This is a genomic window from Streptomyces sp. NPDC049627, assembly GCF_044465645.1.
Lineage (GTDB): Bacteria > Actinomycetota > Actinomycetes > Streptomycetales > Streptomycetaceae > Streptomyces.
On the sequence record NZ_JBITLW010000007.1, the window covers coordinates 126,975 to 139,064 of the forward strand.

The 12,090-nt window shown below is 70.2% G+C and carries 11 protein-coding genes; 8 read left to right on the forward strand and 3 right to left on the reverse strand.

Annotated elements, in window-relative coordinates; translation table 11 throughout:
- Positions 1 to 17: 17 nt before the first annotated feature.
- The 5 genes from ACIBU0_RS20200 (at position 18) to ACIBU0_RS20220 (ending at position 5,828) form a co-directional block, all read left to right on the forward strand.
- Positions 18 to 2,363 (forward strand): PQQ-binding-like beta-propeller repeat protein, encoded by a 2,346-nt coding sequence (locus ACIBU0_RS20200; protein WP_398819977.1) that lies wholly within the window; start codon positions 18 to 20, stop codon positions 2,361 to 2,363.
- Positions 2,363 to 3,127 carry a prepilin peptidase gene (locus tag ACIBU0_RS20205; RefSeq protein ID WP_398819980.1) on the forward strand — a complete coding sequence of 255 codons (765 nt, stop codon included), beginning with the start codon at positions 2,363 to 2,365 and terminating at the stop codon, positions 3,125 to 3,127. Before ACIBU0_RS20200 ends, ACIBU0_RS20205 begins: the two co-directional genes overlap by 1 nt.
- 72 nt (positions 3,128 to 3,199) lie before the next feature.
- Positions 3,200 to 4,399: a cyclic dehypoxanthinyl futalosine synthase gene (gene mqnC, locus ACIBU0_RS20210; RefSeq protein ID WP_398819983.1), complete on the forward strand. Its 1,200-nt coding sequence runs from the start codon at positions 3,200 to 3,202 to the stop codon at positions 4,397 to 4,399.
- 7 nt (positions 4,400 to 4,406) lie between these two features.
- The gene (locus ACIBU0_RS20215) at positions 4,407 to 5,009 is read left to right on the forward strand and encodes a hypothetical protein (protein ID WP_398819986.1); all 603 of its coding nucleotides are present in this window, start codon (positions 4,407 to 4,409) and stop codon (positions 5,007 to 5,009) included.
- Between the two features lie 123 nt (positions 5,010 to 5,132).
- Positions 5,133 to 5,828 carry a demethylmenaquinone methyltransferase gene (locus ACIBU0_RS20220; protein WP_398819989.1) on the forward strand — a complete coding sequence of 232 codons (696 nt, stop codon included), beginning with the start codon at positions 5,133 to 5,135 and terminating at the stop codon, positions 5,826 to 5,828.
- Positions 5,829 to 5,836: 8 nt separating this feature from the next.
- Here the strand turns inward: ACIBU0_RS20220 and ACIBU0_RS20225 are convergent, their stop codons facing one another.
- Entirely contained in the window at positions 5,837 to 6,148 is a 312-nt protein-coding gene (locus tag ACIBU0_RS20225) for a PASTA domain-containing protein (protein WP_398820833.1), read from the reverse strand.
- A 110-nt stretch (positions 6,149 to 6,258) separates the two neighbouring features.
- On the reverse strand, positions 6,259 to 6,783 hold the full coding sequence (locus tag ACIBU0_RS20230) for a GNAT family N-acetyltransferase (RefSeq protein WP_398819993.1): 525 nt from the start codon (positions 6,781 to 6,783) through the stop codon (positions 6,259 to 6,261).
- Between the two features lie 97 nt (positions 6,784 to 6,880).
- Between ACIBU0_RS20230 and ACIBU0_RS20235 the strand changes: the two genes are divergently transcribed.
- Both ACIBU0_RS20235 and ACIBU0_RS20240 read left to right on the forward strand, forming a co-directional pair.
- The gene (locus ACIBU0_RS20235; RefSeq protein ID WP_398819996.1) at positions 6,881 to 8,188 is read left to right on the forward strand and encodes a geranylgeranyl reductase family protein; all 1,308 of its coding nucleotides are present in this window, start codon (positions 6,881 to 6,883) and stop codon (positions 8,186 to 8,188) included.
- Between the two features lie 115 nt (positions 8,189 to 8,303).
- Positions 8,304 to 10,130, forward strand: a complete 1,827-nt coding sequence (locus ACIBU0_RS20240) for an FAD-dependent oxidoreductase (protein WP_398820000.1) — start codon at positions 8,304 to 8,306, stop codon at positions 10,128 to 10,130.
- A 54-nt stretch (positions 10,131 to 10,184) separates the two neighbouring features.
- Here ACIBU0_RS20240 and ACIBU0_RS20245 read toward each other — a convergent pair whose 3' ends face one another.
- On the reverse strand, positions 10,185 to 11,012 hold the full coding sequence (locus ACIBU0_RS20245; RefSeq protein WP_398820003.1) for a C40 family peptidase: 828 nt from the start codon (positions 11,010 to 11,012) through the stop codon (positions 10,185 to 10,187).
- Positions 11,013 to 11,724: 712 nt separating this feature from the next.
- On the opposite strand from ACIBU0_RS20245, the gene ACIBU0_RS20250 reads away from it, so the two are divergent.
- A complete protein-coding gene (locus ACIBU0_RS20250; RefSeq protein WP_007383963.1) occupies positions 11,725 to 12,084 on the forward strand; it encodes an NADH-quinone oxidoreductase subunit A in 360 nt (119 codons plus the stop codon).
- Positions 12,085 to 12,090: the final 6 nt, after the last annotated feature.

Here is a 12,090-nt window from a genome sequence, read left to right on the forward strand (position 1 = left end):
CGACGGGGAAGGCCACCATGGAGACACTGCAGCCCGACGATCCGCGGGAGTTGGGCAGTTACCGACTGCTGCGAAGACTCGGTGCCGGCGGCATGGGGCGGGTGTATCTGGCCCGTTCTCCCGGAGGCCGTACCGTCGCCGTGAAGGTGGTCCGCCCGGATCTGGCGGCGGACGCCGACTTCCGGGAGCGCTTCCGGCACGAGGTCGAGATAGCCAAGGCGGTCTCCGGCCGCTTCACCGCCCCCGTGGTGGACGCCGACCCGGACGCCGCGCTGCCGTGGCTGGCGACGTCGTACGTCCTCGGTCCCGACCTCACCGATGTGGTCGCCGCGCACGGAGCGCTGCCCGAGCACACGGTCCGCGCCCTGGCCGCGGGGCTCGCGGCCGCTCTGCAGGAGGTCCACGCGGCGGGGCTGATCCACCGTGACCTCAAGCCCTCGAACGTCCTGCTGGCCGCCGACGGCCCCCGTGTCATCGACTTCGGCATCGCGCGTGCGGTGGACGGAAACCGTATGACGCAGACGGGAGTTGTGGTCGGCTCGCCCGGCTACATGCCGCCGGAGCAGGCCCTGGGGCAGGACGTGGGCCCGGCCGGTGACGTCTTCTCGCTGGGCGCGGTGCTGGCCTTCGCCGCGCGGGGCCGCAACGCCTTCGGCGAGGGCGCCGTCTCGCACGCGGCGCTGCTCTACCAGGTCGTCCACGGGGAGGCGGACCTGACGGACGTACCGCCGTCCCTGCTCGGGCTGATCCGCGCCTGCCTGCTGAAGGACCCGGCGCAGCGGCCGGCGCCCGACCGGATCGTCACCGCACTGGCACCGCAGGGCGTCGAAGGCGTCCTGCACGACTGGCTGCCGTCGGCCGTCGCGTCCACCATCGCCACGCATGCCGCGGGGATCCTCGACCTGGAGGCACCGCAACAGCCGCAGCCGGCCGCGTCCTTCGGACCGGCACCGACGATCCCGTCGGGATACGGCACCCCGCCCGGCAACACCCCCGTGCCGGGGCACGCCACCCCTCCCGGCGGCGCTCCCGTGCCCGGTTACGGCTACCCGCCTCCGCCCGCTCAGGGACAGGGCGCCCCGCGGCAAGCCGGCACGGTCCAGCTGGGTTCCACGCAGGCCGATTCCGCTGCCGATGCCGCTGCCGGGCCGTCCCGCCGTCGTGCCCTCGGCCTGGCACTCGGCGGGGCCGCGGCGGTCGCGGCCGTGGGCGGGGGTACGGCGTGGTGGTTCGGACGCGACACCGAAGGCTCCGGAGGGGCGACGCGGGAGAACGGGGAGGGCGGTCCGGCCCGGCCCGCCGCCGAGAACTTCACGACCCCGCCGGCCGGAGTGGCCCCCCAGCCGCTGTGGCACAAGACGGTCGCGGAGGACAGCACCAACCCCGCCGTGCCGCTGCTCGTCCACAACGGCCTGCTGCTCGTGAGCGGCGACCCGCTGGTGGCGTACAACGTGAAGACGGGCAAGCCCCGTTGGTCCAAGCCGGAGATCTGCCGCCCCGGAGCCCCGCTCCTCTTCCACGGCGGCAAGGTGTTCCTGGCCGACGGCGACTACGACGGCGTCCTCGTCGCCCACGACGCCACCACCGGCGAGGAGGCCTGGCGCAGCCGGCTCGGCAAGCAGTTGCGCATCGAGGATCCGCTCGCCATCGACGACAAGAACGTGTACGTCACGGTGACCGACTACAGCGACTCCAAGAGCGCCACGGACTACCGCACGGCGGTCGCCGCGATCAGCCACACCACCGGAAAGAAGGTGTGGCTGCAGAAGCGCGACTGGGGCACGGACGACTACGACGTGCAGGGCACCGCCGCCGGCAAGTACCTCGTCTACACCGACTCCAGGAAGAACCTCACCGTCCGCGACACCGCCACCGGCCGACAGCTGTGGACCAAGAAGATCGGCGACGACTGGAGCTGGCAACCCACGGTCGCGAACGGGCTGGTGTTCCTTCCGGGGAGCAAGCTGACGGCCGTGGACGCGACCACGGGCGCCACCGTCTGGACGCTGTCCCCCAACGGCCGCCGCGGCTTCAAGAACCCGACCGTCGTCGACGGCGTGCTCTACACCAGTGACTACGACGACGGCGTCTGGGCCGTGAACGCCGACACCGGAAAGCGGCTCTGGCTCTGCGACGAACTCGACGTGGAGGGCCCGGAGACGTTCCTGAAGGCGGGCGCGACCCTGTACGGCGCCACCGGCTCCCTGGACGGCGGCGTGGTCGCCCTCCAGGCCAGGACCGGCAAGCTGCGCTGGACCTTCACCGTCAGCGAGGACCACGGCGACCCCTGGCAGATCGCCCTCGCCGGCTACCGCCTGATGGTGACGAACGGTCCGGCGCTCTACGCGTTGCCGGCCGTCTGATGAGCACCGCCCTGCTGGTCCTCGCCGCCGCGCTCTGGGGTGCGGCGGCGGGGGCGCTGCTGCCGCGGGCCGCGTATCGGTTCTCTGTTCCGGACGAGGACGAGGACGAAGAGGCGGGGGCGGACAGGGAGGAAGGGTGGCGGGAGCGGTGTCCGGCCGGGCACCCGATCAGAGGGTGGATCGGGCGCGCGCGGTGCGGAGGGTGCGCGACCCGCACGCCGTACGACCCCGGCGCCCCGACGCTCGCCACCGTCACCTCCCTCGTCTGCGCCGCCCTGGCCGCGGCCACCGATACCCGTCCCGAGCTGGGCGCCTGGCTGCTGCTTGCTCCGGTCGGCGTGCTGCTCGCGGCCGTCGACGTCCGGGTGCGGCGGCTGCCCGACCCGCTGACCCTCCCGCTCGCGGGCGCCGCGCTGCTGCTGCTCGGCCTGGTCGCCCTCGTCCCCGAGCACGCCGGCGACTGGCCGACCGCCCTGTGGGCCACGCTCGCGCTCGGCGCCGGCTACTACCTCCTGCACCTCATCAACCCCGCCGGCATGGGCTTCGGCGATGTGAAGCTGGCCCTCGCGGCGGGCGCGGCGCTGGGCTGGTACGGCTGGGCGACGGTCATGCTCGGCACCTTCGCCGGGTTTCTGTTCGGGGCGTTGTACGGCTGGGGGCGGGTGCTCCTGCGGCGGGCCGGGCGCAAGTCGGCGATCCCGTTCGGGCCGTTCCTGCTCGGCGGGGTGCTCGTCGGGCTGCTGATCGGGGCGTACGCGGCCTGAGGTGAGCCCTGTAAAAGGGCTGGCGTAGGCTGGTTCGGTCCGTCCACAACCCTTGACGAAAGGGACGCCCCGGTGACCGAGAAGGCCGACCTCCAGTCCGTCCTCGACCGTGCCGCAGCGGGCGGACGCATCACCCCAGAGGAAGCGCTCGACCTCTACCGCGACGCCCCGCTGCACGCGCTGGGCGCCGCCGCCGACGCCGTACGCCGCCGCAAGTACGCGGGCACCGAGCACATCGCGACGTACATCATCGAGCGCAACATCAACTACACGAACGTGTGCGTCACGGCGTGCAAGTTCTGCGCGTTCTACGCGGCCCCCAAGGACACGGCCAAGGGCTGGACCCGCGACCTGGACGACATCCTTCGGCGCTGCGCCGAGACCGTCGAACTCGGCGGTACCCAGATCATGTTCCAGGGCGGTCACCACCCGGACTACGGCGTCGAGTACTACGAGAAGCACTTCGCCGCCATCAAGAAGGAGTTCCCCCAGCTGGTGATCCACTCGCTGGGCGCGTCCGAGGTCGAGCACATGGCCCGGATCTCGAAGGTGTCGGTCGAGGAGGCGATCCAGCGCATCCACGCCGCCGGTCTCGACTCCTTCGCGGGCGCCGGAGCCGAACTCCTGCCCGCCCGCCCCCGCAAGGCCATCGCCCCGCTGAAGGAGAGCGGTGAGCGCTGGCTGGAGATCATGGAGACGGCGCACAACCTCGGCGTCGAGTCGACGTCGACCATGCTCATGGGCACGGGCGAGACCAACGCCGAGCGCATCGAGCACCTGCGGATGATCCGGGACGTCCAGGACCGCACGGGCGGCTTCCGCGCCTTCATCCCGTACACCTACCAGCCCGAGAACAACCACCTGAAGGGCCGTACGCAGACCACGATCTTCGAGTACCTGCGGATGATCGCCGTCGCACGCCTCTTCATGGACAACATCCAGCACATCCAGGGCTCCTGGCTCACCACCGGCAAGGAGGTCGGCCAGCTGTCGCTGCACTACGGCGCCGACGACCTCGGCTCGATCATGCTGGAGGAGAACGTGGTCTCCTCGGCCGGCGCCAAGCACCGCTCCAACCGCCTGGAGATCATCGACCTGATCCGCAAGGCGGGGCGGGTCCCGGCGCAGCGCGCCACCACCTACGAGCACCTCGTCGTGCACGACGACCCGGCGAACGACCCCGTCGACGAGCGCGTCATGTCCCACATCTCGTCCACGGCGATCGAGGGTGGCACGGCGCATCCCGAACTGAAGATCCTCGCGTCCAACTGACCTGCCCGTGCTGACGATCCACGCCGACTCAAGGGGCCGCGCGCTCGCCGTCAAGGGTGCGTGGATCGCCGACGCGGGGCAGTTGGCGGACCTGGTCGCCGCTCATCCGGGGGCACGGGTACGGGAGTGGCCCGGCATCCTCACGCCCGGGCTGATCAACCTCCACGGCAACGAGCTGCTGGAGCAGGCCTACCACCCCGATCCGCGCGAGGCCGACGAGCTGGGCACCGAGCCACTGACCGGGGATGCGTTGGCGGCCCTCGCGATGGACGACGCCCGCTGGGCCGCCAGCGCCCGCCGCGGTCTGCAGCGCATGCTGGCGCACGGCACCGTCCGGGTGGCCTGCGAGGAACTGCGCAACCGGGCGGTGCGGGATGCGGTGCACCGCTCGGGGCTGGCGATGGGCCGGCTCGGACGTCCTGGAGGGACTCCGTCGCTGGACCCGTACCGATCCGGTCTGCCGGTGGAGTTCGCCGAGCCGAGGGAACGGGACTCCGCAGCCCGGTTCGCGGTGTTCGACGTACAGGACGAGGCGGAGCTCGCCGAACGGGGCGCGGGCACGTGTGTGGCAACGGTGGTCGAGGGCCGGCTGGTTTACCGCCGACGGTGAGCGTATCGCCGTCAGGGGGCGCGGGCTGTATTGATATGCGGCTCCGCCGCGCGGGCGCGACCAACCACAGACGACCGGCCGGGCGCTGCGGGGCCGTCCGGGCCGTACTGCCACAATGGGCCCGTGACCCGCGCATCCCTGGACAAGCAGCCGCACGAAGTCGCCTCGATGTTCGACAACGTGGCGGAACGGTACGACCTGACCAACGACGTGCTGTCGCTCGGCCAGGACCGCAGATGGCGCAAGGAGGTCGCCAAGGCCGTCGACGCCCGACCCGCGCAGAAGGTCCTCGACCTCGCCGCCGGCACGGCCACCTCCTCGCTGCCCTTCGCACAGACGGGCGCGTACGTCGTCCCCTGCGACTTCTCCCTCGGCATGCTCCAGGTCGGCAAGCGCAAGCACACCTGGCTGCCGTTCACGGCGGGCGACGCGACGCGGCTGCCGTTCAAGGACGACACCTTCGACGCCGTGACGATCTCCTTCGGGCTGCGCAACGTCCAGGACTTCGACGCCGCGCTGCGCGAGATGTACCGGGTGACGCGGCCCGGCGGCCGGGTCGTGATCTGCGAGTTCTCGCACCCCACCTGGGCGCCCTTCCGCACCGTCTACACCGAGTACCTGATGCGCGCCCTGCCCCCGGTCGCGCGCGCGGTGTCCTCCAACCCCGACGCCTACGTCTACCTCGCCGAGTCCATCCGCGCCTGGCCCGACCAGCCGGCCCTCGCCGAGCGGCTGCGCAAGGCCGGCTGGTCGAAGGTGGCGTGGCGGAACCTGACGGGCGGGGTGGTGGCCCTGCACCGGGGCTTCAAGCAGAGCTGAGCGTCGCTTCAGGCAGAGCTGACGACGGCGTACGGGTCACCGGGCTCGTCGAGCTCGCGCTGCAGCCCGCCCGAGGGCGGCCGTGGGATGCGCGGCTCGTGTACGCCTCCGCCGCCTTCGCCCTCACCGAAGTCGAACCAGATGTAGACCATCGACTCCCGCGGCACCTCGGCACCCGGCTGGGGGTACTGGCGTACGACGTAGTCGACGACGGTGAGGTGGAAGTCCGGCCGGTCCGGTGCGTTGAGGAGCAGGCCGTGCGATTTCGCTGCCTCGCGCGCGTCCATGGCCATCAGTCCGACGAGCTTCGGCACGCGCACCTCGGGCGTTTTGGGTGTTATGCGCACAGATGTCACCCCCAGCGGTACTGGCAGGGTAACCGCCCAGGGGTACCGTCCGGAAGCGTCAAGTACCTTTCTGTAGCAGTCGGTTACTCTGTGTGAGTGTTCCCCAGGTCAAGCCGGAAACAGAGCGCCTCCTCGGGGAGCCGCGGATGCGGGAAGGTCTCCGCCGGCTTCATGCCGAGGCGCCGGGCGACCGCGATGGACCGCTCGTTCCCGGGTCTGACCAGCGCCACGACATCCGGTACGCCCGCCGCCCTGAGCCGGTCAAGCGTCATCCGGGCGGCCGCCGTCGCGTACCCCTTGCCCCAGTGCTCCCGGCCGAGCCGCCAGCCGATCTCGATCTCGCCCGTGGGACCCCAGTCCTGCTCCCACGGCTGGGCGCCCGTGAAGCCGATGACCTGCTCGTCCTCGCCGAGCATGGTCCACAGGCAGAAGCCCCGCTCGGCGTCGTGCCGGCGCTGGCGCGCGGTGAGCTCCTCGTAGACGGAGAGCTCCGCGGCCCTGCCGCCGTGGAACTCCATGACATCCGGGTGGGCGAAGACCCGGTGCCAGGCGATCGCGTCCTCGTCGGTGGGCACACGCAGCCGTACTGCGGGGAGAGCTCGGTTCACAGGGCAGCCCTTCAGCCGGGTGATCAATTCTGCTGAATAGACTGCCCATGTCCAGTGCCGGTCGGCACGCAGATTTCGAACCCGGGGAGATCCAGCCGTGACCGTCGTGACCGAGCCCCACTCCTCGCCTCTCTCCGAGAACACCGCCGACGTGATCGTCGTGGGCGCGGGGCCGGCCGGCTCCACGACGGCGTACCACCTGGCCAAGTCCGGCCTCGACGTGCTCCTGTTGGAGAAGACCGAGTTCCCCAGGGAGAAGGTCTGCGGTGACGGCCTGACCCCGCGCGCGGTCAAACAGTTGGTGGCGATGGGCATCGACATCTCCGAGGAAGCCGGCTGGCTGCGCAACAAGGGTCTGCGGATCATCGGCGGCGGTGTGCGCCTCCAGCTGGACTGGCCGGATCTCGCCTCCTTCCCGGACTACGGCCTCGTCCGCAAGCGCGACGACTTCGACGAGCAACTCGCCCGCCAGGCCCAGAAGGCCGGCGCCCGGCTCTACGAGCGCTGCAACGTCGGTGCCCCGATCATCGACGACCGCACCGGCCGCATCACCGGCGTCCACGCCAAGCTCGGCGAGGAGAAGCGCGAGGTCACCTTCCACGCGCCGCTGGTCGTCGCCGCCGACGGCAACTCCACCCGCCTGTCCCTGGCGATGGGCCTGCACCGCCGCGAGGACCGCCCGATGGGCGTGGCCGTACGGACGTACTTCGAAAGCCCCCGCCACGAGGACGACTACCTGGAGTCCTGGCTGGAGCTCTGGGACCGCCGGGGGCCGGGAGAGGACCGCCTGCTCCCCGGATACGGCTGGATCTTCGGCATGGGCGACGGCACCTCCAACGTCGGTCTGGGCGTCCTGAACACCTCCGACTCCTTCAAGGAGCTGGACTGGCGCGAGGTGCTGAAGGCCTGGTGCGCGTCCATGCCGGAGGACTGGGGCTACACCCCGGACAACATGACCGGCCCGATCCGCGGCGCCGCCCTCCCGATGGCCTTCAACCGCCAACCGCACTACACCAAGGGCCTGCTGCTGGTCGGCGACGCCGGCGGCCTGGTGAACCCCTTCAACGGCGAGGGCATCGCCTACGCCATGGAGTCCGGCCAGATCGCCGCCGACGTCATCGTCCAGGCCCACGCCCGCTCCACTCCCGCGGGGCGTGAACTGGCCCTCCAGCACTACCCGCGCGTCCTGAAGGACACCTACGGCGGCTACTACACGCTGGGTCGCGCCTTCGTGAAGCTCATCGGCAACCCGAAGGTCATGAAGATCGCGACCCAGCGCGGCCTGACCCACCCGCTGCTGATGAAGTTCACGCTGAAGCTCCTCGCGAACCTCACGGACCCGACCGGCGGCGACGCGATGGACCGCATCATCAACGGCCTCAGCAAGGTGGCACCGAAGGCCTGACGAGGGGGCCGGGGCCTGCCGGGGCCCCTTCTCCCGTTGCGGGTTGTGAGGATGCTGTGGCCGGCCGGGAAACGGGCTTCCGGCCTGCGCGGCCCCTCCCTACCCTCCGGGACTCATGACAACAGAACACACGCACGAGCCCCAGGAGACGTCAGGTCCCCCGCACACCGGCCATACCCGCAGACGCTTCCTGGCCGGCGCCGGGGGAGTCGCCGGCGCCCTCGCCTTATGGCCCGCCGACCCTGCGAAGGCCGCCGCAGGCACACGCGTCGCCGTCCTCGGCGGCGGCGTCTCCGGTCTGAGCGCCGCCCACGAACTCGCCGAACGCGGCTATGCCGTCACCGTCTACGAGTACTACGACGCCCTCGGCGGCAAGGCCCGCTCGATGCCGGTACCGGGCACCGGGACCGACGGCCGGGGGGACCTCCCCGCCGAACACGGCTTCCGCTTCTTCCCCGGCTTTTACCGGAACCTGCCGGACACCCTGCGCCGCATTCCCGTCCCCGGCAACGCGGGCGGCGTCCACGACAATCTCGTCAGCGGCACCGAGGCCCTGTTCGCCCGCGCCGGCGGCCGTCCCGACCTGCACTTCCCGCTCCGTCGCGCCACCACCCCGCCCCGCCCCGGCGACCTCACCCTCAGCTGGATCCGCGACCAGATCCTCTCGGTCCTGGACCTGGGCACCCGCCTCCCCGCCCACGAGGCCGCCTACTTCGCCGACCGCCTCCTCGTCCACCTCACCAGCTGCGACGCCCGCCGCGAGAACCAGTGGGAGAAAGTGGCGTGGTGGGACTTCATACGCGCCGAGGAGATGGGTGAGGAGTACCGCACCGTCCTCGGCGTCGGCCAGACCCGCAACTTGGTCGCCACGCGCGCGGAGGTGGCGTCCACCCGAACCGTCGGCCGCGTCATCATCGAGGCCCTGCTCCTGTGGGGCCTGCTCGGCCGCGGCTTGGACGGCGACGCCGACATCGACCGCGTCCTCAACGCCCCCACCAGCGAGGCCTGGATCGACCCCTGGGAAGCCCACCTGCGCTCCCTCGGCGTCGAATTCGTCCTCGGCACCCAGGTCCGCGACGTCCGCTACGACGCCGGCCGCGTGACCGGCGTCCGCGTCTCTGCCCGCGACGGCGGCGACGAACGCACGGTCACCGCCGACCACTACATCTGTGCCCTGCCGGTCGAGCACGCACGCGCGACATGGGGCCCCACCCTGCGCGCGGCCGACCCGCAGCTCGCCAGGTGCGACGCGTTGCGGACGGACTGGATGACCGGCGTGATGTTCTATCTGCGCACGCCCACACCCGTCGTGCACGGCCACATCAACTGCCTCGACTCACCCTGGTCGGTGACCGCCGTCGGCCAGGCCCAGTTCTGGGCCGGACGGGACTTCCCCCGCGACTACGGCGACGGCCGCGCCCACGACTGCCTCTCCGCGATCATCTCGGAATGGGACAAGCCCGGCATCCTCTACGGCAAGACGGCCAAGGAATGCACCAAGGAGGAGGTCGTCGCCGAACTCTGGGCCCAGCTGAAGGACGGCCTGAACGACGCCGGCAAGACCACACTCCGGGACGAGGACCGCCTCGGCTGGTTCATGGACCCCGCGGTGACGGGCCTCGGCGGCCCCGACCCGCGCAATCGCGAACAGCTCCTCATCCACCCCACGGGCACCCTCTACAACCGCCCCACGGCCCGCACGAGGATCCCGAACTTCTTCCTCGCGGGCGACTACGTCCGCACCGACGTGGACCTGGCCACGATGGAGGGCGCCAACGAGTCGGCACGCCTCGCGGTCAACGCACTCCTGGACGCGGACAATTCGGGCGCCGACCGGTGTGAGATCTGGGAGCTGTACCGGCCGCCGGAACTGGAGTCCCTGAAGCGCGTCGACGAGGTGCGCTACAAGCTCGGCCTGCCCAACACCTTCGACCTGGGATGAGACAGAAGGGCCGCTGCCCCCGAGCGGCTGCGGCCCTTCCAAAAACCGTACGGCTCAGAGCACGCGCACGGCACCCGACGCCGGGTACCCGGAAAGGTCCTGGATGACGACGCCCTTGGAGGGGTTGGCCGCGTCCAGGTACTGGCCGTTCCCGATGTAGACGCCCACGTGGTACGCGGAGCCCTTGCCGCCCCAGTACAGGATGTCGCCGACCTGGATCTGCGAGAGCGGGATGTCGGTGCCGGCCATCGACTGGTCCTGCGAGACCCGCGGCAGGTCGACGCCGACCTGCTTGAACGCGGCCTGGACCAGGCTGGAGCAGTCCCACGCGTTGGGGCCGGTGGCACCCATGACGTACGCGTCGCCCAGCTGAGCCTTGAGGAAGGAGATCACCGTCGCGACGCTGCCGCTGGCGGGAGCGGACACGCTCGTGCTCGCGGAGGCGGACAGGGTGGCCCGCTCGGAGGAGCGCGAGGCGGCGGCCTCTGCGGCGGCCTTGCGGGCCTCCTCGGCCTTCTTCTTGGCCTCGGCCTTCTTCTTCGCCTCGGCGAGGTCCTTCTTGGCTTCCTTGGCCGCCGCTGCGGCAGCCGCGTCACGCTCGGCGTCGAGCTCGTAGTTCGCCGCCGCCAGCTGAGTGGCGTCCGCGGACTGGGCGAGCTGGTCGGCCAGCTCACCCGTGAGGGTGGGCAGTTCGATGGTCTGCGTCACCGGCTCGGCGGCGTTCGCCGTGGCCGATGCACCTGCCGCTGCCATGCTGAGGACGCCACCGGCAACTCCGGCGCGCATCGCGATGGTCGTCGACGCGGTGCGGCGGGGTTTCCGGTGGCTGCGTATGTGAGCGGTGTGGGACATGAGAACAACCGGTATCAGGGGCTCCTCCATACCTTCAAGAAACGTGTGCTGCGCCACAATTGCTCAATCGCGGCCTCGAATACCGGGCGCGCCGCTCTTTATTGACGCCGTAACGGACATTGCGGACTCCCTCGATTCGGCCCGTGATCACGGCCTTTCATCATTAAGTCCGAATTGCCCATCGCTTACCACTGGTTGGGACAGGTGGCCAAGCCCGGTTCTCAGGGTCTCGCATTGATGTGGTGGAGGTCACGCAACGATTACGACCACGTGTGCGTCCTGTGCCCGGATCTCGCTCGCTGCCGCTCGTGAACGCGTGCACGCGTCCACATCCCGCTCCGAAGCTCCCTCCGATGTGTGAACGGGGCCTCTATCAAGACATCCCGTCCAGCACCAATTTGCATGCAAGAGAACTCTCTTGATATGGAGACGCCCCCTCCGAGCTGCGCCGACGAGCGAAAATGTCACCTCTGGTGATCACTCGGACGCTTCTCGTAGGAAGATCGCCACTCCTCCGGCTTCATGATCCTTCGTCAGGTGGTGGAGATCACAAAGCTTGTGCAATACCCCGTGTCGCAGATCACAGAGTGGCGGGCATAAGATGCGAGGCAGTTGGGCTTGTGACCTGCTTCACATGTTCTCGATCTTCGCCGGGACGAGCGGGGCTCGTGGGACTGGTGAGGCGGCTGTGAGCCCAGTGCAACCGCCAGCAGTCAGTGCCGACTGAGAGGAGCGAGGAGCGGTGAACGCGTATGCGCCCATCCTCGTACTGGGAGCCCTCGGGGCAGGCTTTGCGATCTTCTCCGTGGTCATGGCCACGCTGATCGGTCCGAAGCGGTACAACCGGGCCAAGCTCGAGGCCTATGAGTGCGGTATCGAGCCGACCCCCACGCCGGCCGGCGGCGGGCGCTTCCCCATCAAGTACTACCTGACGGCGATGCTCTTCATCGTCTTCGACATCGAGATCGTCTTCCTCTACCCCTGGGCCGTCACCTTCGACGCCCTGGGTGTTTTCGGGCTCGTGGAGATGCTGCTCTTCGTGCTCACCGTCTTCGTCGCGTACGCGTACGTATGGCGGCGCGGCGGCCTGGAATGGGACTGAGGGGCC

Excerpts from the sequence above, each read along its gene's own strand:
- ACIBU0_RS20205 (WP_398819980.1), top strand. The coding sequence starts at position 2,363 with ATGAGCACCGCCCTGCTGGTCCTCGCCGCCGCGCTCTGGGGTGCGGCG.
- ACIBU0_RS20245 (WP_398820003.1), bottom strand. The coding sequence starts at position 11,012 with ATGGAGGAGCCCCTGATACCGGTTGTTCTCATGTCCCACACCGCTCAC.
- ACIBU0_RS20200 (WP_398819977.1), top strand. The coding sequence starts at position 18 with ATGGAGACACTGCAGCCCGACGATCCGCGGGAGTTGGGCAGTTACCGA.
- ACIBU0_RS20240 (WP_398820000.1), top strand. The coding sequence starts at position 8,304 with ATGACAACAGAACACACGCACGAGCCCCAGGAGACGTCAGGTCCCCCG.